Here is an 18,133-nt window from a genome sequence, read left to right on the forward strand (position 1 = left end):
AGCCGACGCTAGGTGCCGGGCGGGGTCCGACGCCAACCAATTCCCGCCGGTCAGGCCGGCCGTGGGTCAGCGGTCGACCTGGGTGAAGTCCCAGGTGTGTGGCGGGCGGGCGACCAGCCGCATGGGCGGCTCGGGCAGCTCCCGCGGGTTGCTCCGCCACTTGGAGATCACCACGAGCCGGTGGTCGGTGGAGGAGAACACCTCGCTGGCCAGGTGCAGTGGGTCGTGCTCGAACTCGGGCAGCGCGGTCTCGCAGACCCAGGTGATCAGGTCGGCGAACCCGTACGGCTCGGCCTTCGCCTCCCACATCCGGACGATCACTCGGTCCCCACCCCGCTCAGACGCTGACCACGGTCAGCGGCATCGCCGAGTCGGCGGGCAGGTCGAGTCGGCTCGGCGCGACGCCGGCGGCGACCAGGTGCGAGCCGAGCGCGGCCACCATCGCGCCGTTGTCGGTGCACAGCCTCGGCCGCGGCGTACGCACCCGCACGCCGTGCTTCGCCGCCCGGTGCTCGGCCATCGCCCGCAGCCGCGAGTTGGCCGCCACTCCGCCGCCGATCACCAGCGTCTCGATCCCGCTGCTCCGGCAGGCGTCCAGCGCCTTGCCGACCAGCACGTCGCAGACCGCCTCCTGGAAGGACGCGGCCACGTCGGCCACCGGGACCGGCTCGCCGGCCCGCTGCCGCGCCTCCACCCAGCGGGCCACCGCGGTCTTCAGGCCGGAGAAGGAGAAGTCGTACCGGTGGGCGACCAGGTCCTTGGCGGCGGTCAGGCCGCGCGGGAAGGCGATCGCCCCCGCGTCGCCGGCCCGCGCCTCCCGGTCGATGAACGGGCCGCCCGGGAACGGCAGCCCGAGCAGCCGGGCCACCTTGTCGAACGCCTCGCCGGCCGCGTCGTCGATGGTCGAGCCGAGCGGGGTGACCTGCCGGGCCAGGTCGTCGACGCGCAGCAGCGAGGAGTGCCCTCCGGAGACCAGCAGGGCGATCGCCGGCTCGGGCAGCGGACCGTGCTCCAGGGTGTCCACCGCGACGTGGGCGGCCAGGTGGTTGACGCCGTACACCGGCTTCTCGGCGGCGACCGCGTACCCCTTCGCGGCGGCGACGCCGACGAGCAGCGCGCCCGCCAGGCCCGGGCCGGAGGTGACGGCGATCGCGTCGATGTCCGCGATCGTCACCCCGGCCTCCCGCAGCGCCCGGTCCATGGTCGGCACGATGGCCTCCAGGTGGGCGCGGCTCGCCACCTCGGGCACCACGCCGCCGAACCGGGCGTGCTCCTCGACGCTGGAGGCCAGCGCGTCGGCGAGCAGGGTGTGCCCGCGGACGATGCCGACCCCGGTCTCGTCGCAGGACGTCTCGATGCCGAGGATCAGTGGTTCGTCAGCCATGCTCGTCAGTCCTCGTTGCGCTGCATGACCAGCGCGTCGGTGTTGCTCGGTTGGTAGTAGCCGCGGCGCACGCCGATCGGCTCGAAGCCGTACATCGCGTAGAGCCGCTGCGCCGCGGCGTTGTCCGCCGCGACCTCCAGCAATGTGCTGCGGACGCCGCGTCGGGCCGCCTCGGCGAGCAGCGCCTCCAGCAACGTCCGGCCGACCCCCCGCCGCTGGGCGTCCCGGCGGACCGCGATGTTCTGCACCCAGGCCTCGTGGGGCGGGGCCACCATCAGCCCGGCGTAGCCGAGGAGGCTGCCGTCGTCGTCGGTGGCGACCAGGTAGAAGTGCCGGTTGGCCAGCTCGTTCCAGAACATCGCCGGGGACCACTGCTCGGCCCCGAAGAGGTCCGCCTCGATCGGCAGCACCTGGTCGACGTGCCACCACCGGAAGCGGCCGAGACGCACCTCGCTCATGGCAGGACCGGCTTGTGGCCGGTCGGCGCGACGGCGTCCGGACGGCGCAGGTAGAGCGGGGTGAGCGGCTCGCCGGGGGCGCCCGCGCGGATCCGCTCGGCGGCGAGGCGGGCCAGCGCCGTCGCGTCCGGGTAGCGGGGCTCCTCCCGCACCGGCAGGCCGAGGACGTCCGCGTACCGGTGCGCGCCGTCGCCGACCGCGACCGTGACGGCCAGGCCCCGGGCCCGCTCGGCGGCGACCGCGGGAGCGTCCACGTCCGGCCCGGCGATGCGCTCGCCGGCGCCGTCGTAGACGGCCCAGTAGACCTCCCGGCGCCGCGCGTCGCTGGCGGCCAGCACCGGCTCGCCGGCGGCCGCCGGGTGGCCGATCCCGTCCAGCGAGCAGACACCGTACGTGGGGATGCCGAGCACCTGGCCCATGGTGGCAGCGGTGACCAGGCCGACCCGGAGCCCGGTGAACGGCCCGGGGCCGAGCCCGGCGACGATCGCGGCCAGGTCGGCCGGACGGGCGTCGGCATCGGCCAACACCGCGTCGACCTGCGGGGCGAGCAGCTCGCCGTGCGCCCGGGCGTCGACCGTGCACCGCTGCGCGCGAGTCACGACACCGTCCGCCGAGACCTCGACCAGCGCCGCGGTCACCGCCGGCGTCGAGGAGTCCACCACCAGTACGAGCACAATGTGCCAGCCTAGCCGCCGGCCGGTCACCACCGGTCACGGCCTGTCCCGGCGCGACGACGACCGGCTGCCCGGCGCCGCCGGATGGCGGCGGGAAGCCGGCTCTTTTGGCCGCCAGAGACGGCTCCTACCCAGCCACGTCCGTTACTCCCGGTGACGCGGGCTGGGAGGCACACCACTTATGAGCCACATGTCTGGGAGACATGAATATGACTGAGAGGCATGTTGCTCTCAAATCTTCGTCATCATCGCGGAGTGACCGAGAACCGCCTGGCCCGCCAGATCGCCACCACAATCCGGCACGAGCGGGACCGCCGAGAATTGACCCAGCAGGCTCTGGCCGACCTGATCGGGCTCAGCCAGGGCACGGTGGCCCACGTCGAGCGCGGCGACCGGCTGCCGAGCCTGCCGATGGTGGAGCGCCTGCTCGCCGCGCTCGGGCGGCAGCTCCGCATCGAGGTGGAACCGCTGGACAGCCACCTGGACGCCGCCCTCGACGCGCTGGCCGAAGGATCAGGCGTCGAGCGGATCCGGGTACTCGGGTTGGACCGGATGCTCGACGCGTTGGGCGAGCTGCCGTACGTGCTGACCGGGAGCACGGCGGCGCTGCTCCAGGGCGCACCGCTGCCGGTGGACGCGGTCGAGGTCGCGGTGCGCTGGCGGGACTCGCCGCGCTTCACCGCCTTCCTCCAGCAGGCGTACGCGCAGCGCTGGAACGCCCGCTGGGAGGAGTGGGGCGGCCTGCGGGTCGAGCCCGAAGAGCGGGGCGAGCACCGCTGGCAGACCCGGTACGGCGAGCTGCGAGCCCGGATGTGCGACGAGCTGCCGGAGCCGGTCGAGGTGCGGCACGGCGACCGGAGCTACCCGGTCGAGCCGCTGATCCGGGTGGAGCTGACCGACCCGCACACCGCCGAGCTGCTGCGCCGCCACCGGCAGCGCCTCGCCCCCGGGCCGCCCGGCACCGGCTCAGCCGGCTGAGCGCTCCCAGTCGATGGTGGGCAGGCCGGCGTCGGCGAGGGCCTTGTTCGCCGCGCTGAACGGACGGCTGCCCAGGAAGCCGCGCGGGTTCATCGGGCTCGGGTGGCCCGCCTCCAGCACCACGTGCTGCGGGTTGGTGACCAGGGCCGCCTTCTTGCGGGCGTAGCCGCCCCAGAGCAGGAAGACCACCCGCTGGTCGAGGGCGTCCAGGGCGCGGATGGTGGCGTCGGTGAACTCCTCCCAGCCCTTGTTCGCGTGCGCGCCCGGGGTGGCCTGCCGGACGGTGAGCACCGAGTTGAGCAGCAGCACGCCCTGCGCCGCCCAGCCGTCCAGGTTGCCGCTGCGCGGCTTCGGCACGCCCAGGTCCTCGCCCAGCTCCTTGAAGACGTTGCGCAGCGACGGTGGCACCGACACCCCCTCACGCACGCTGAAGCTGAGCCCGTGCGCCTGCCCCGCCTTGTGGTAAGGGTCCTGCCCGAGGATCAGCACCCGGGTCTCCGCCGGCCCGCACAGCCGGTAGGCGGAGAACAGGTCCTCGACCGGCGGGAAGACGGTCCGGGTCGCGTATTCCCCGGCGACGAACTCGGTGAGCGCCGCGGTGCGGGCCGGGTCGAGGTGCGGGGTGAGCACCGTCCGCCAGGCATCGGGAAGGAGCGCCAGCAGGTCGAGGGTGGGGGTGTCGTCGGGCATCGGCAACCTTTCGCCGGTCGGATCGGTCCTCGGCACTGTAGGCAGCGGGTACGACAGCCGTCAGTCCAGGGTGGTCAGCCGCGCTGCCCAGTCGCCGCCGACCGGCTCCAGCGTGACCGTCCGGGTGTCGTCCTCCCGCCGGTCGATCCGCACCCGCAGGTGGGCGTCGACCAGCTGCTCGACCATGCCCTCGCCCCACTCGACCACGGTGACCGCCTCGTCCACCGAGGCGTCCAGGTCGAGGTCGTCGATCTCGGCCCGCGGGTCGGCCGACTCCCCCAGACGGTACGCGTCGGCGTGCACCAGGGTCACCCGCCCGCCCCGGGCCGGGTCCGGCCGGTGCACCCGGGCGATCACGAAGGTCGGCGAGGTGATGTCGCCGCGTACGCCCAGGCCGGCGCCGATGCCCTGGGTCAGCGCGGTCTTCCCGGCCCCCAGCGGGCCACTGAGCAGCAGCAGGTCCCCGGCGTGCAGCACCCCGGCCAGCCGGCGGCCGAACTCGTGGGTGTCGTCGACCGTCTTCAGCTCGACGACGACCGTCACAGCGCCTCCATGCTCATAGCTCTTCAAGAAAATGTTCGAGCGCCGCATTCACTTCCTCGGCGTGCTCCAGCATCACCACGTGCCCGCTGTCGTGGATCTTGACGAACTCGGCGTGCGGCAGCCGCCGGACGATCTCCTCGGAGTGGGTCACCGGGGTGATCATGTCCTTGTCCCCCACGATCACCAGCACCGGCGTGCCGGCCAGCGCGGCCAGCGCCGGGAACCGGGAGTGGGTGGCCAGGGTGCGCAGGTAGCGGGTGACCGTGTCGGCCGAGGTCCGCGAGTTCATCGTCTCGACGTACGACACCAGGGCGGGGCTGGGCTTCGAGGTGCCGAAGCCGTACCTGCGGGTGAGCAGCCAGGCCACGTTGGAGGTCGACTTGCGGGCCTTGTCGATCACCGTGCCGCCGTAGCGGGTGGCGTTGCTCATCATGTAGAGCACCGGCGCGCCGACCCGGCCGAGCAGCGCCGGGGCCACCAGCTTGGTCTCGGCGAGCAGACCGCCCGAGGTGGCCATCAGCACCGTGCCGACCACCCGGTCGCCGAACAGTTCCGGGTAGAGCTCGGCCAACGCCATGATCGTCATGCCGCCCATCGAGTGGCCGACCAGCACCAGCGGCCCCTCCGGAGCCACCTCGTCGATCACCCGGCGCAGCGTCCGGCCCAGCGTGGCGAGGTCGTAGTCGCCGCTCTCCAGTTTCCCGGAGCGGCCGTGCCCGGGCTGGTCGTACGCGACGACCCGGTAGTCGCCGCGCGCGGCGAGCAACTGGCGCTGGAAGTGGAAGGTCCCCATGTCCAGGCAGAAGCCGTGCACCAGCATTACGGTCGGGTGCCCGGCGACGGGCCGGGTCGGCTCGACCACCTCCACATGGATGTCGGTACCGTCCGGCATCTCCAGCGTGTACGCCTCGTCGTACCGCTGCTCGCCGAAGACCTCGTGGGCGTACCGATCGGTGGGGTCGCGCTTGAGCCGGCGGACCAGGACCCGCTCGCTCACCACGCCTGCGGCGAGCCCGGCGGCGGCCACGCCGACGGCGGCGCCGACCACCCCGGCGACCCGGCCGGCGGCCGTCCGCGGCCGGGGGATCCGGAAGCGCTGACTCACGGACGCTCGCCATCGTAGACGCGGGGCACCCGGACCCCGCCGAACCGCGTCACGATCTCGTAGTTGATCGTGCCGACGGCCTCGGCCCAGTCGTCGGCGGTGGGCCCGCCGTCCGCGCCGCTGCCGAAGAGGGTCGCCACGTCCCCGGCCGCCACCTCGTCGTCGCCGCAGTCGACCACGAACTGGTCCATGCAGACCCGGCCGGAGATGGTCCGCCGCTTGCCGGCGAGCTGCACCGGGCCGGTGTTCGAGGCGTGCCGGGGCACCCCGTCGGCGTAGCCGAGCGGGACGACCGCCAGGTTGGCCTCGCGCTCGGTGAGGTAGGTGTGGCCGTAGGAGACGCCGGTGCCGGCCGGGACGCGCTTGGTCAACATCACCCGGGCCCGGGCGGTCATCGCCGGGCGCAGGCCGAACTGCTCGCCCGCGATCGGCGAGAGGCCGTAGACCGCCAGACCGGGACGGACCAGGTCGAAGTGGGTGTCCGGGCGGGTCAACGTGGCGGCCGAGTTGGCCAGGTGCCGGTAGCGGGGGCGCAGGCCGGCCCGCTCCACCATCTCCAGCCCCTCGTGGAAGACCGCCAGCTGCCGGTCGGTGGTGGGGTGGCCGGGCGAGTCCGCGTACACGAAGTGGCTCCACACCCCGACCACCTCGACCAGGCCGTCGGCCTGGGCCTTCGCGGCGGCCTCCAGCAGGGTGGGCCAGTCGGCGACGGTGGCCCCGCCGCGCGACAGCCCGGTGTCGATCTTCAGGTGCAGCCGGGCCGGGCGGTCCGCCCGGCGGCCCGCCTCGATCATCTCGTCGAGCTGGGTGAGGCTGGCGCAGCCCAGGTCGACGCCGACGGCGACGCCGTCGTGCAGCGGCAGGCCCGGGTCGAGCAGCCAGGCCAGCACCGGCGCGGTGACCCCCTCCTGGCGCAGGGTGAGCGCCTCGTCGAGGGTGCAGACCCCGAGCCAGTCCGCGCCGGCGTCGAGCGCCGCGCGGGCGGCCGGGACCATGCCGTGGCCGTACCCGTCGGCCTTCACCACCGCCATCAGCTCGGCGCTGGTGCCCGACTTGAGCCGGGCCACGTTCTCCCGGATCGCGTCCAGGTCGACGCGCACCTCCGTCTGCCACATGCCCCCAGCCTACTTCCGCCGGTGATCACCGTGGGCCGTGAGCCGCCCGACCGGTCCGCTCCGCGCGGGCCGGCCGGCCGCCGTCCCCGGTCAGCCCAGGCGAGCGATCACCGGGCGGAGCGCGGTCGCCACGTCGGGCGCGGTCACCGGCCCGCCGCGGGCCGCCTCCCGGCCGGCCAGCCCGTGCAGGTACGCCGCGGCGGCGGCCGCCCGCTCGGCCGACAGCCCGGCGGCGAGCAGCGAGCCGAGCAGCCCGGCCAGCACGTCGCCGGTGCCTCCGGTCGCCAGCGCCGGGGTGCCGGTCGGGTTGACGTACACCCGGCCGTCCGGGGTGCCGATGATCGTGCGGTCGCCCTTGAGCAGCACCACCGCGTTCATCCAGGCGGCCAGCCGCAGCGCGGCTGCCACCCGGTCCGCGCCCGGGGCCTCGCCGCAGAGCCGGGCGTACTCGCGGTCGTGCGGGGTCACCACGATCGGGGCGTCCCGGTCGCGCAGCCGCTCCGCCATCCTGCCGTCGACCAGCAGCGTGAGCGCGTCGGCGTCGAGCACCACCGGCACCGGGGCGGCGAGCACCGCCCGCAGCTCGGCGGCGGACTCCTCGCCGGTGCCCAGCCCGGCGCCGCAGACCCAGGCCTGCACCCGGCCGGCGTCGGCGACCCGCCCGGTGGCGATCACCGAGGGGTGCTGGTGCAGCACCTCCTCCCGGGCCCCGCCCGCGTAGCGGACCATGCCGGTGGGGCCGGCCAGCGCGCCGCCGACCGAGAGCACGCCCGCGCCCGGGTAGATGGCCGAGCCGGTCGCCACCCCGATCACGCCCCGGCTGTACTTCTCCGACGACGGGCCGAGCCGGGGCCACCAGTCGACCACGTCCGACCACTCGACGACCCGCAGCGCGGGCGTCCCGCGCAGCCACGGCGCAAGCCCGATGTCGACCAGCTCCACGTGCCCGGCGAGCGCGGCGGCCGGACCGACCACCAGGGCCGGCTTCAGCGCGCCGAAGGCGACGGTCACGTCGGCGCGGACCGCGCAGGGCCGGCCGGAGGCGGTGAGCGGCACGTGCCCGGTGTCCACCGCGACGCCGCTCGGCACGTCCACCGCCACCACGGTGGCGCGGGTGCCGTCCCGCCCGATGCGCGCCGCCAGGCTCGCGGCGAGCTGGTCGGCGGTCTCCCGCAGCCCGCCGGTGCCGCCGATCCCCACGATGCCGTCGAGCACCAGGTCCACCACGGCCGGCGGCCGGTCGACGAGGCGCCCGCCGGCGGCCCGCAGCGCGGCCAGCCCTTCGGCGTGCGCCCGATCCGGGGTGAGCAGCAGGGCGGACACCGCCGCGCCCCGCCGGGCCAGGTGGGCACCCGCGTACAGGGTGTCGCCGCCGTTGTCACCGGAGCCGACCAGCAGCAGCACCCGGGCACCGTAGACGCCGCCCCGATCGGCGAGCAGCAGCGCGCAACGGCGGGCCAGCCCGGCGGCGGCCCGCTGCATCAGCGTCCCCGGCGGGAGGGTGGCCATCAGTCCCGCCTCCGCCGCGCGTACGTCCGCGACCCGCCACACCGGTCTCATGCCACCCCGTCCCGTCCGTTCGTCCCGGTCGGGCCCGGCCGGCCCGCCGGTCAACTCAGCGTTCCGCGACCACCATCGCCGACGCGATCCCACCGTCGTGCGACAACGACAGGTGCCAGCGGTTGATCCCGCGTTCCGCCGAGGCCGCGGCGACCGTGCCGGAGACGGTCAGCCACGGCCGGCCGTCCGGGTCGGGCACGACTTCGCAGTCGTGCCAGCTCAGCCCGGTCGGCGCGCCGAGCGCCTTGGCCACCGCCTCCTTCGCGGCGAAGCGGGCGGCCATCGACTCGGGCGAGCGCGGGTTGCCGGAGCGGGTGTAGCGCTCACCCTCGGTGAAGAGGCGGTCGGCGAGCAGCGGCGTCCGCGCCAGGGCCCGGGCGAACCGGTCCACCAGCACGACGTCGATACCGACAGCCACGATCACGAGGCTCACCCTACCGGCGGCGGCACATTAGCCAGCGGGTCCGACCGTGGACAACGCCTGGGGACAACCCCGGGGGTGCGGCCGCCGCCCGTTGTCCACAGGGCCGGTGCCGACGCTCCCGGGGCGCCTAACGTCCCGGTGTCCGTTCCGCGGAGCCGGGGCGGGCCGTCCGTCCGTCGCTGCCGGCGTAACCCGCCGGCCGCCGTCCAGTGGGGAGAGCGCGATGTCCGAGGAGCCGTTCACCGTCGAGCCGGACCTGCTGCGCGGGGTGGCCCGGGAGCTGGGCGACGACGCGTACCGGCTGGCCCACGGGCTGGCCGCCGCGCCGGGGCTGCTGGTGCCGGCCGACGGCTGGCGGGCCGGGGCCGCGCTGGCCGAGCTGGAGGCCGCTGTGCAGGGCTGGTGCGGCAACCTGGCCGCCGGAGTGGCGGCGACCGCCGCTGCGGTCCGCAGCGCCGCCGACGGCTACGAGGCGGTGGACGAACGGGCCGCCGGGCGGCTGACCGGGCTCGTCCGGTGAACGGCCGCCCGCGCACCCTGGTCGGTCGGGGTCCCGCGGTGAGCGGCCCGCGCACCTCGTCGGCCGGGGTGTCCCGGTGAGCGGCCGCCCGCCAACCTCCCCGGCCCGCGCCAAGCCGCCCGCCGGGACGGGACCGGGCCGCCCACCGGCGGCCTCCCCGATCCGGCCGGCGGCCGGGGCCGGCCGGCGATCGGCGGCCGACCCCGAGGCCCCGCATCCGGTCCGGTACGCCCAGCTCTGGCGGGCCGACCCGGGCGCCTGGGCCGCAGCCGGAGCGGCCTGGTGCGGACTCACCGCTCCGGTCCGGCGGCGGGCTGACGGGCTGGCCGGCCGGGCCACCGCCCTGCGCCCCGGCTGGTCCGGTGGGGCGGCCACGGCCGCCCGGGAGCGGATCGGGGCGCTGCGGGACACCCTCACCGACGTGTTGCCCACGCTGGTGGAGGTCGACCAGGCGCTCGCCGAGTTCGCCGCCCGGTTGCGGGTGGCGAAGGCCCGGCTCGCCGGCGCGGTCGCCGACGCCGACGTGGGCGGCCTCCTGGTGGACCGGGCGGGGACGGTCCGGCCCGACCCGGCCCGCCACCGCCCCGCCGCCCAGGTCGGTCCCGGGGTGGCGCAGGTGGCCGCCGAGATACGCGGCGCGCTGGCGCTGGCCGGCGCGGCGGACCGGGATGCGGCCGTCCGGCTGACCGACCTGGCGACGGCGGCGGTCACCGGCTGGCTGAGCGTCCCGCCCGCCTGGCGGCCGGCGCCCGGGGCCGGCCCGGCGGAGGTGAGCCGCTGGTGGGCCGAGCTCACCCCGGCCGAGCGCCGCTGGCTGGTCCGCCACGAGCCGGACCGGGTGGGTCGCCTCGACGGGGTACCGGTGGCGGCCCGGGACCAGGCCAACCGCCTGCTGCTGACCGAGCGGCGGGAGGAGCTGCTGGCCCTCCGCCGCCGGCTGCTGCGCCCGCTGCCGCCCGGTCCGGCCGAGCTGGCCCGGCTGGCTCGGCTCGCCCGGGTGGAGGCGACCCTGGGCGGCCTCGACGGGCTCGGCGAGCGGCTGGCGTCGGCGGGTGGGCCCCGCGCGTACCTGCTCGGGCTCGACCCGACCGGGGACGGGCGGGCGGTGGTGGCGTTGGGCAACCCGGACCGGGCCGGCGCGGTGCTGACGTACGTGCCGGGGATGACCTCGGACCTCGCCGACGCCCCCGGCGAGCTGGGCCGGGCCGCCCGGGTGCTGGACCGGTGCGCGGCGCTCGTCCCGACGGACGAGGCGGCGGCGGTGCTCTGGCTGGACTACGACGCCCCGGACTTCCTGCCCGAGGCGTCCCGGGCCCGGCAGGCGGAGGAGGCCGGGCCGGCGCTGCACCGGTTCCAGGAGGGGCTGCGCGCCTCGCACGAGGGTCCGCCGGCCCGGCAGACCGTGCTCGGCCACAGCTACGGCTCGCTGGTGGTCGGCACCGCCGCCCGTGACCACGGGCTGAGCGCCGACGCGCTGGTCTTCGTCGGCTCCCCCGGCGTCGGGGTCGACCGCGCCACCGAGCTGCGGCTGCCGCCCGGGCAGGTCTGGGCCGCCACCGCGCCGGACGACGTGATCCGGCTGGCCCGGCCGCCGGCGGAACTGGCCGGCCGGGCGGTGCTGGCGGGGACGCCACTCGGCCCGCTGGCGGCGGTGCTGCCCGACGACCACGAGCTGTGGTTCGGCCGGGACCCGGCCGACCCGAGTTTCGGCGGCCGGCGCTTCCCCAGCGGCCGGCGCGGCCACACCGGCTACTGGGACCCCGGCAACCCGGCGCTGGACGGGATGGCCCGGATCGTGCTGGGCCGATGAGCGCGCCGGGGCCGGACCTGCCGAGGCCCCTCCGCCGTGCGGCGGAGGGGCCTCGGCGGGGGCGACTACTCGACGGTGACCGACTTGGCCAGGTTGCGCGGCTGGTCGACGTCGTGGCCGCGGGCGGCGGCGATCTCGGCGGCGAGCACCTGGAGCGGCACCGTGGTCACCAGCGGCGCCAGCAGCGTCGGCGTACGCGGCACGTAGATGAGGTGGTCGGCGTAGCGGACGACCGCCTCGTCGCCCTCCTCCGCGATCACGATGGTGCGGGCGCCCCGGGCGCGCACCTCCTGGATGTTGGAGACGACCTTGTCGTGCAGCATGCCCCGGCCGACCGGCGACGGCACGATGCAGATGACCGGCGTGCCCTTGTCGATCAGCGAGATCGGGCCGTGCTTCAGCTCGCCGGCGGCGAAGCCCTCGGCGTGCATGTACGCCAGCTCCTTGAGCTTCAGCGCGCCCTCCAGCGCCACCGGGTAGCCCACGTGCCGGCCGATGAAGAGCACGGTCGGCTCGGACTTCAGCTCACGGCCCAGCTCGCGGACCGGCTCGATCCGGTCCAGCAGCTCGCGCAGCTTGCCGGGCATCTCCTGGAGCTGGGCCACCACGGCGCCCACCTCGTCGGCGAACTTGATCCCGCGCACCTGGGCCAGGTGCAGGCCGATCAGGTAGCAGGCGACGACCTGGGTGAGGAACGCCTTGGTGGAGGCGACCGCGATCTCCGGGCCGCCGTGCGTGTAGAGGACCGCGTCGGACTCGCGCGGGATGGTGGAGCCGTTGGTGTTGCAGATGGCCAGCACGCGGGCCTTCTGCTCCTTGGCGTGGCGCAGCGCCATCAGGGTGTCCATGGTCTCGCCGGACTGCGAGATCACCACGATCAGGGTGGACCGGTCCAGCACCGGGTCGCGGTAGCGGAACTCGCTGGCCAGCTCCACCTCGCAGGGGATCCGGGTCCAGTGCTCGATGGCGTACTTGGCGACCAGGCCGGCGTGGTAGGAGGTGCCGCAGGCGACGATGAAGATCTTGTCGACGTCGCGCAGGTCCTGCTCGCTGAGGCGGACCTCGTCGAGGGCGATCTCGCCGGTCTCGGTGAGCCGGCCGAGCAGCGTGTCGGCAATGGCCTGCGGCTGCTCCTCGATCTCCTTGAGCATGAACCAGTCGTAGCCGCCCTTCTCGGCGGCCGAGGAGTCCCAGTCGATGTGGAAGTCCTTGCCGGTGGCGGCTTGCCCGGCGAAGTCGGTGATCTCGATGCTCTCCGGCGTGATCAGGACGATCTGGTCCTGGCCCAGCTCGACCGCGTCGCGGGTGTGCTCGATGAACGCGGCCACGTCGCTGGCCAGGTAGTTCTCCCCGTTGCCGCGGCCGACGACCAGGGGCGAGTTGCGCCGGGCGCCGACCACCGCGCCGGGGATGCCGGCGTCGACGGCGAGCAGGGTGAAGGCGCCCTCCAGCCGCTGGCAGACCAGCCGCATGGCGGAGGCGAGCAGCTGCGGGCTGTCCACCTCGCCGGCCGAGCGGAGGTCGGCCAGCGACCGGGCGAGCAGGTGGGCGGCGCACTCGGTGTCGGTGTCGCTGGCGAACTCGACGCCGTCGGCCTCCAACTCGGCGCGGAGCTTGGCGAAGTTCTCGATGATGCCGTTGTGGATCACCGCGACCCGGCCGTCGGGGGACAGGTGCGGGTGGGCGTTGCGGTCGGTCGGGCCGCCGTGGGTGGCCCACCGGGTGTGGCCGATGCCGGTGGTCCCGTCGCCGATGCCGATCGGGCTGGCCGCGCAGGACTCCGGGTCGGTGGCCGCCCGCTCGGCCAGGACCTTCTCCAGGTTGGCCAGCTTGCCGGCCTTCTTCTCGATCAGCAGCTCGTCGTCGCAGACGATGGCCACGCCGGCCGAGTCATAGCCGCGGTATTCCAGCCGCCGCAGTCCGTCGAGCACGATGCCGAGCGCCGGGCGCGAGCCGGCGTAACCCACGATTCCACACATGGTCCGCAGCCTAACCCAGTTTCGCTCATCTTGCGTGCTCGGAAGCCGGGTAAACGATCACTGAATTTGAGCGAACGGGCGAGCGGAGGGTGAGGATCGGACAAAACAGCCAGGTAGGCGGGGTGACCGACCGGGGGTCACCCGGACTGGCCGCCGCCCCTTACATTGAGGGACCTGGTCGGGGCGTACCCCGATCCCGGGACGTGACACCCACTCCCCCGCGGTCCTGCCCGCGCCCGTCCCCTGCGAGTTGAGCCGATGTCCGAGACGACGCCCTCCCCCGACCCGTCGGCGAGCGGGGACCCGACCGATCCCACCGCCGCACCGGCACCCGCGCCCTGGACCCCGCGGGACCCGCTGGCCGCCCCGCAGCCGTGGGCCCCGCCGACCCCGTGGTCGCCCGACGCGTCGGGGAGCGGCGCAACGCCGCCGGGCGCGCCGCGCCCCGCCCTGCCGCCGCTCGCCCCGCCCACGCCGGTCGCACACCCCTGGCCCGGGTACGCCGCGCCGGGCTGGCCGCCACCCGGCTATCCGCCCCCGTACGCGTACCCCGGCGCTCCCCCGCGGCCGAGCAGCGGCGGCCGGATCGCGGCGATCGTGATCGCCGTGACCGCGTTCCTGATGCTGGTCGTCTGCGGCTGCGTCGGGCTGGCCGCGATCGGCAGCCTGACCGCGGACCCCGTGGCGTCCGGGGACCCGTACTACGACCCGGGCTACGGCGAACCGGACCAGAGCGACGCCGGGGACGGCGGGTTGGTCACCGGCGAGCCCGTCCCCAGCCCGGCCACCACTCCCTCCGGCGGGCCCGGCCGGCTGCAGGTGGTGTACGAGGTGACCGGCACCGGCCCGGTGGACGTCGAGTTCTACGACGCCAACGCCGACTTCCTCCAGGTCTACGGGGTGCCGTCGCCCTGGCGGCTCGCGCTCAGCGCCAACGACCGCGAGCGGGTGCAGATCATCGCCTCGCCCGGCGACGGGACGGACGCGGTGACCTGCCGGATCACCATCGGCGGAAAGGTGGTCTCCCAGGACTCGGGCGAATACGGGGCGACCTGCTTCGGCTGGTAGGAGACGCACGGGCACCAGCGGCGGCCGACGGCGGGCTTGCGGTGCCGGCACCGGCCCGTAGGCTGGCCGGCGTGACGACGACCGATCCGCTGGTGGCCCGGATGCGGCCGTTCGGCACCACCATCTTCGCCGAGATGTCCGCGCTCGCCGTACGGACCGGCGCGGTCAACCTCGGGCAGGGCTTCCCCGACACGGACGGTCCGCCGGAGATGCTCGCCGCGGCCGCCGAGGCGCTGCGCTCCGGCCACAACCAGTACCCGCCGGGCCCGGGCATCCCGGCGCTGCGCGCGGCCGTCGCGGCCCACCAGCGCCGGTTCTGGGGGCTGGAGTACGACCCGGACGGCGAGATCGTGGTGACCGCCGGCGCCACCGAGGCGATCGCCGCCAGCATCCTCGCCCTCTGCGAGCCGGGCGACGAGGTGGTCTGCTTCGAGCCGTACTACGACTCGTACGCGGCGTCGATCACCCTGGCGGGCGCGGTCCGCCGCCCCGTCACGCTGCGTCCCGCCGCCGACGGCCGGTACGCCTTCGACCCCGCGGAGCTGCGCGCCGCGTTCGGGCCGCGGACCCGGCTGGTGCTGCTCAACTCGCCGCACAACCCGACCGGCAAGGTGTTCACCCCGGACGAGCTGGCCCTGGTCGCCGAGCTGTGCCGGGAGTACGACGCGTACGCCGTCACCGACGAGGTCTACGAGCACCTGGTCTTCACCGACGCCGTCGCGCCGCACGTGCCGCTGGCGACGCTCCCCGGGATGCGCGAGCGGACGCTACGGATCTCCTCGGCCGGCAAGACCTTCTCCTGCACCGGCTGGAAGGTCGGCTGGGTGAGCGGTCCGCCCCGGCTGGTCAACGCGGTGCTGCGGGTGAAACAGTTCCTCACCTTCGTCAACGCAGGGCCGCTGCAGCCGGCCGTCGCGGTGGCGCTGGGCCTGCCCGATTCCTATTTCGCCGAGTTCGCGGACGGCATGCAGCGGCGGCGGGACCAGCTCGTCGCCGGGCTCTTCGATGCCGGGTTCGGGGTGCTCGCACCGGAGGGCACGTACTTCGTCACCGCCGACGTCACCCCGCTCGGCGGCCGGGACGGGGTGGAGTTCTGCCGGTCGCTGCCGGAACGCTGCGGGGTGGTGGCCGTGCCGACCCAGGTCTTCTACGACGACGCGGAGGCGGGGCGGCGTCTGGTCCGGTTCGCCTTCTGCAAGCGACCCGAGGTGCTCACCGAGGCAGTGACCCGGCTGCGCCGGTTGACGGAGGAGCGATGACCGACGCGTACGCCGACCGGGCCCGACGGATCGCCGCCCAGCGCGGCTGCGACACCGTGCTCTCCGGTGTCCGGCCGGCGTCGGTGCGGGAACAACTGGCGGTGATCGGCGGGGCCGTCGGCGACGACCTGCTGCTCGACTTCTACGGCGAGGGCGGGGCGGTCGAGGAGCTGGAGGGCCGGGTCGCCGAGCTGCTCGGCACCGAATCGGTCGCCTTCTTCCCCACCGGCACCATGGCCCAGCAGGTCGCCATGCGGTACGGCGCCGAGCTGACCGGCCGGGACGCGGTCGGCCTGCACCCGCTCAGCCACCCGCTGCTGCACGAGCGGGACGCGTACGCGGTGCTCGGCGGGCTGCGGGCGGTGCGGACCACGGACGCGGCGCGCAACCCGACCGCCGAGGAGGTGGTCGCGCTCGACGAGCCGGTCGGCACGCTGATGCTGGAGCTGCCGCTCCGCGACGCCGGGTTCGTCCTGCCGACCTGGGAGGAGCTGACCGCGGTCGTCGCGGCGGCCCGGGACCGGGGCGCCCGGGCGCACCTGGACGGTGCCCGGCTCTGGGAGTCGACCGTCCACCTGGGGCATTCGCTGGCCGACATCGCCGGCCTAGCCGACAGCACGTACGTCTCGTTCTACAAGTCCCTCGGCGGCCACTCGGGGGCGGCGTTGGCCGGCGACGCGGCGCTGGTCAGCTACGCCCGCGCCTGGCGGCACCGCTACGGCGGGAGCCTGTTCCAGCAGTGGCCCGCCGCCCTTGCCGCGCTCGCCGGCCTGGAGCGGGAGCTTCCCCGGCTGCCCGGCTATGTGGCGCACGCGCAGGTGGTGGCGGCCGCGCTGGCGACGCTGCCCGGTGCGCGGATCCACCCGGCGCCTCCGCACACCCACCAGTTCCGGCTCTGGCTGCCGCACCCGGCGGAGGCTCTGAACGAGGCCAACCTCGCCCTCGCCGAGGAGGAGAAGGCGTGGTTCGTCGGCGGCTGGCGGGACAGCGAGGTGCCCGACCTGGCCTTGGCGGAGGTCACGATGGCCGCCCCGGCCCTGGAGTTGGACGCCGGCCAGGTCGTCGACCTGGCCGACCGCTTCCTCCGCCGGCTCCCCCGCTGACCGCCGCACCGATTCCGGTTGATCAAGGAGGTTGCGTCACCGGAGGACCGGATCCCGACGCAAACTCCTTGATCGACGAAAGCGGGGTCAGGCGGCCGGGCTGGCGGTGCGGACCTGGTCGGCGATCCGCTCGGCGACCTCGCGGGCGACAGCCTCCGTGGCCGCCTCGACCATCACCCGGACCAGCGGCTCGGTGCCGGAGGGGCGGAGCAGCACCCGGCCCGTCTCGCCCAGCTCGGCCTCGGCCCGCTCGACCTCGGCGCGAACGGCCGGCGCGGCGGCGCCCACGGTGCGGTCGCCCACCGGCACGTTGATCAACACCTGGGGCAGCTTGGTGACCACCGAGGCCAGCTCGGCGAGGGACTTGCCGGTGGCGGCCAGCCGGGACATCAGGTGCAGCCCGGTGAGCACGCCGTCGCCGGTGGTGGCGTACGCGGGCATCACGATGTGGCCGCTCTGCTCCCCGCCGAGGGCCAGGCCGGAGGCGCGCAGCTCCTCCAGCACGTACCGGTCGCCGACCTTGGTCTCGACCAGCCGGATGCCCTGCGCGGACATGGCCAGCCGCAGGCCGAGGTTGCTCATCACGGTGGCGACCAGGGTGTCCTGGGTCAGCTCGCCGGACTCCCGCATGGCCAGGGCAAGGATCGCCATCACCTGGTCGCCGTCGACCTCCTCGCCGTCGGCGGTGACCGCGACGCAGCGGTCGGCGTCCCCGTCGTGAGCGATGCCGAGGTGGGCGCCGTGCTCGACCACGGCGGCGCGCAGCGCGTCGAGGTGGTTGGAGCCACAGTCGTCGTTGATGTTGAGCCCGTCCGGCTCGGCACAGATCGCGATCACCTCGGCGCCCGCCTCCTGGTACGCCACCGGGGCGACCTCGGCGGCCGCGCCGTTGGCGCAGTCGACCACGACCTTGATCCCGTCCAGCCGGTGCGGCACGGTGCCGACCAGGTGCTGGACGTAGTGGTCGGCCCCGTCGAGCAGGTCGTGCACCCGGCCGACGCCGGCGCCGATCGGGCGCTCCCAGGCGGTGGTGGCGTTCGCCTCGACGGCCGCCTCGATCCGCATCTCGATCTCGTCCGGCAGCTTGTGCCCGCCCGCGGCGAAGAGCTTGATGCCGTTGTCCGGCATGGGGTTGTGCGAGGCGGAGAGCATCACACCCAGGTCGGCCTTGGCCTCGGCGGTGAGGAACGCCACGGCCGGGGTGGGCAGCACGCCCACCCGGACGACGTTGGCGCCGGCACTGGTCAGTCCGGCCACCACGGCGGCCTCCAGCATCTCGCCGCTGGCCCGGGTGTCCCGGCCGACCACCGCGAGCGGCGGATGACTCTTGTCCGACTCGGCCAGCGTGTGCGCGGCGGCGACCGCCACCGCGAGCGCCAACTCCGGGGTGAGATCCGCGTTCGCGCGCCCGCGTACGCCGTCCGTGCCGAACAACCGGCCCATACCCGCCAACCTCCGATGAA

18 protein-coding genes are annotated in these 18,133 nt (G+C 75.1%); 6 read left to right on the forward strand and 12 right to left on the reverse strand.

Translation table 11 applies throughout. The features are described from left to right. Window positions 1-66: 66 nt before the first annotated feature. Genes ACFYOS_RS01555 through tsaB form a run of 4 tightly spaced genes read right to left on the reverse strand, consistent with a single transcriptional unit; the run spans window position 67 to window position 2,516 of the window. Window positions 67-321, reverse strand: a complete 255-nt coding sequence (locus tag ACFYOS_RS01555; RefSeq protein ID WP_387134795.1) for a hypothetical protein — start codon at window positions 319-321, stop codon at window positions 67-69. Window positions 322-337: 16 nt separating this feature from the next. Further along, window positions 338-1,384: a tRNA (adenosine(37)-N6)-threonylcarbamoyltransferase complex transferase subunit TsaD gene (gene tsaD, locus ACFYOS_RS01560; RefSeq protein WP_387134797.1), complete on the reverse strand. Its 1,047-nt coding sequence runs from the start codon at window positions 1,382-1,384 to the stop codon at window positions 338-340. A 5-nt stretch (window positions 1,385-1,389) separates the two neighbouring features. Beyond that, window positions 1,390-1,842, reverse strand: a complete 453-nt coding sequence (gene rimI, locus ACFYOS_RS01565) for a ribosomal protein S18-alanine N-acetyltransferase (RefSeq protein WP_387134800.1) — start codon at window positions 1,840-1,842, stop codon at window positions 1,390-1,392. After that, window positions 1,839-2,516 carry a tRNA (adenosine(37)-N6)-threonylcarbamoyltransferase complex dimerization subunit type 1 TsaB gene (gene tsaB / locus ACFYOS_RS01570; protein WP_387134802.1) on the reverse strand — a complete coding sequence of 226 codons (678 nt, stop codon included), beginning with the start codon at window positions 2,514-2,516 and terminating at the stop codon, window positions 1,839-1,841. The genes rimI and tsaB overlap by 4 nt, the downstream gene beginning before the upstream one ends. Before the next feature lie 255 nt (window positions 2,517-2,771). Between tsaB and ACFYOS_RS01575 the strand changes: the two genes are divergently transcribed. Further along, the gene (locus ACFYOS_RS01575; protein WP_387134805.1) at window positions 2,772-3,494 is read left to right on the forward strand and encodes a helix-turn-helix transcriptional regulator; all 723 of its coding nucleotides are present in this window, start codon (window positions 2,772-2,774) and stop codon (window positions 3,492-3,494) included. Here the strand turns inward: ACFYOS_RS01575 and ung are convergent. From ung to ACFYOS_RS01605, 6 genes are all read right to left on the reverse strand, one after another. Next, complete coding sequence (gene ung / locus ACFYOS_RS01580; protein ID WP_387134807.1) at window positions 3,483-4,184, reverse strand: uracil-DNA glycosylase; 702 nt, start codon at window positions 4,182-4,184, stop codon at window positions 3,483-3,485. The genes ACFYOS_RS01575 and ung overlap by 12 nt on opposite strands. 60 nt (window positions 4,185-4,244) lie before the next feature. Beyond that, window positions 4,245-4,727 carry a tRNA (adenosine(37)-N6)-threonylcarbamoyltransferase complex ATPase subunit type 1 TsaE gene (gene tsaE, locus ACFYOS_RS01585; protein WP_387134810.1) on the reverse strand — a complete coding sequence of 161 codons (483 nt, stop codon included), beginning with the start codon at window positions 4,725-4,727 and terminating at the stop codon, window positions 4,245-4,247. A gap of 13 nt (window positions 4,728-4,740) precedes the next feature. Next, the gene (locus tag ACFYOS_RS01590) at window positions 4,741-5,832 is read right to left on the reverse strand and encodes an alpha/beta fold hydrolase (RefSeq protein ID WP_387134814.1); all 1,092 of its coding nucleotides are present in this window, start codon (window positions 5,830-5,832) and stop codon (window positions 4,741-4,743) included. Beyond that, a complete protein-coding gene (gene alr, locus ACFYOS_RS01595; RefSeq protein ID WP_387134817.1) occupies window positions 5,829-6,947 on the reverse strand; it encodes an alanine racemase in 1,119 nt (372 codons plus the stop codon). Before alr ends, ACFYOS_RS01590 begins: the two co-directional genes overlap by 4 nt. A 90-nt stretch (window positions 6,948-7,037) precedes the next feature. Continuing rightward, window positions 7,038-8,507, reverse strand: a complete 1,470-nt coding sequence (locus ACFYOS_RS01600) for an NAD(P)H-hydrate dehydratase (RefSeq protein WP_387134818.1) — start codon at window positions 8,505-8,507, stop codon at window positions 7,038-7,040. Between the two features lie 55 nt (window positions 8,508-8,562). After that, entirely contained in the window at window positions 8,563-8,931 is a 369-nt protein-coding gene (locus tag ACFYOS_RS01605; RefSeq protein ID WP_387134820.1) for a holo-ACP synthase, read from the reverse strand. Window positions 8,932-9,154: 223 nt separating this feature from the next. Here ACFYOS_RS01605 and ACFYOS_RS01610 point away from each other — a divergent pair, with 223 nt between their 5' ends. Together ACFYOS_RS01610 and ACFYOS_RS01615 are read left to right on the forward strand one after the other, a co-directional pair. Next, window positions 9,155-9,451: a hypothetical protein gene (locus ACFYOS_RS01610; RefSeq protein ID WP_387134823.1), complete on the forward strand. Its 297-nt coding sequence runs from the start codon at window positions 9,155-9,157 to the stop codon at window positions 9,449-9,451. Window positions 9,452-9,527: 76 nt separating this feature from the next. Continuing rightward, window positions 9,528-11,261, forward strand: coding sequence for an alpha/beta hydrolase (locus ACFYOS_RS01615; protein ID WP_387134825.1), 1,734 nt, complete (start codon window positions 9,528-9,530; stop codon window positions 11,259-11,261). A 65-nt stretch (window positions 11,262-11,326) separates the two neighbouring features. Here the strand turns inward: ACFYOS_RS01615 and glmS are convergent, their stop codons facing one another. Continuing rightward, window positions 11,327-13,240: a glutamine--fructose-6-phosphate transaminase (isomerizing) gene (gene glmS, locus ACFYOS_RS01620; protein ID WP_387134828.1), complete on the reverse strand. Its 1,914-nt coding sequence runs from the start codon at window positions 13,238-13,240 to the stop codon at window positions 11,327-11,329. A gap of 258 nt (window positions 13,241-13,498) precedes the next feature. Here glmS and ACFYOS_RS01625 point away from each other — a divergent pair, with 258 nt between their 5' ends. From ACFYOS_RS01625 to ACFYOS_RS01635, 3 genes are all read left to right on the forward strand, one after another. Next, window positions 13,499-14,308 carry an MmpS family transport accessory protein gene (locus ACFYOS_RS01625; RefSeq protein WP_387134830.1) on the forward strand — a complete coding sequence of 270 codons (810 nt, stop codon included), beginning with the start codon at window positions 13,499-13,501 and terminating at the stop codon, window positions 14,306-14,308. A gap of 71 nt (window positions 14,309-14,379) precedes the next feature. Next, window positions 14,380-15,567 (forward strand): pyridoxal phosphate-dependent aminotransferase, encoded by a 1,188-nt coding sequence (locus tag ACFYOS_RS01630; protein WP_387134833.1) that lies wholly within the window; start codon window positions 14,380-14,382, stop codon window positions 15,565-15,567. Further along, a complete protein-coding gene (locus tag ACFYOS_RS01635; protein WP_387134835.1) occupies window positions 15,564-16,670 on the forward strand; it encodes a threonine aldolase family protein in 1,107 nt (368 codons plus the stop codon). Before ACFYOS_RS01630 ends, ACFYOS_RS01635 begins: the two co-directional genes overlap by 4 nt. A gap of 87 nt (window positions 16,671-16,757) precedes the next feature. Here ACFYOS_RS01635 and glmM read toward each other — a convergent pair whose 3' ends face one another. Further along, window positions 16,758-18,113: a phosphoglucosamine mutase gene (glmM, locus tag ACFYOS_RS01640; RefSeq protein ID WP_387134837.1), complete on the reverse strand. Its 1,356-nt coding sequence runs from the start codon at window positions 18,111-18,113 to the stop codon at window positions 16,758-16,760. Between the last annotated feature and the right edge of the window lie 20 nt (window positions 18,114-18,133).

It is taken from the genome of Micromonospora sp. NPDC005806, from assembly GCF_042871425.1.
Lineage (GTDB): Bacteria > Actinomycetota > Actinomycetes > Mycobacteriales > Micromonosporaceae > Micromonospora.

Bases quoted from the DNA above. Each gene is read 5' to 3' on its own strand.
- tsaD (WP_387134797.1), bottom strand. From the start codon at position 1,384: ATGGCTGACGAACCACTGATCCTCGGCATCGAGACGTCCTGCGACGAG.
- rimI (WP_387134800.1), bottom strand. From the start codon at position 1,842: ATGAGCGAGGTGCGTCTCGGCCGCTTCCGGTGGTGGCACGTCGACCAG.
- ung (WP_387134807.1), bottom strand. From the start codon at position 4,184: ATGCCCGACGACACCCCCACCCTCGACCTGCTGGCGCTCCTTCCCGAT.
- alr (WP_387134817.1), bottom strand. From the start codon at position 6,947: ATGTGGCAGACGGAGGTGCGCGTCGACCTGGACGCGATCCGGGAGAAC.
- ACFYOS_RS01600 (WP_387134818.1), bottom strand. From the start codon at position 8,507: ATGAGACCGGTGTGGCGGGTCGCGGACGTACGCGCGGCGGAGGCGGGA.
- ACFYOS_RS01610 (WP_387134823.1), top strand. From the start codon at position 9,155: ATGTCCGAGGAGCCGTTCACCGTCGAGCCGGACCTGCTGCGCGGGGTG.
- glmS (WP_387134828.1), bottom strand. From the start codon at position 13,240: ATGTGTGGAATCGTGGGTTACGCCGGCTCGCGCCCGGCGCTCGGCATC.
- ACFYOS_RS01625 (WP_387134830.1), top strand. From the start codon at position 13,499: ATGTCCGAGACGACGCCCTCCCCCGACCCGTCGGCGAGCGGGGACCCG.
- ACFYOS_RS01635 (WP_387134835.1), top strand. From the start codon at position 15,564: ATGACCGACGCGTACGCCGACCGGGCCCGACGGATCGCCGCCCAGCGC.
- glmM (WP_387134837.1), bottom strand. From the start codon at position 18,113: ATGGGCCGGTTGTTCGGCACGGACGGCGTACGCGGGCGCGCGAACGCG.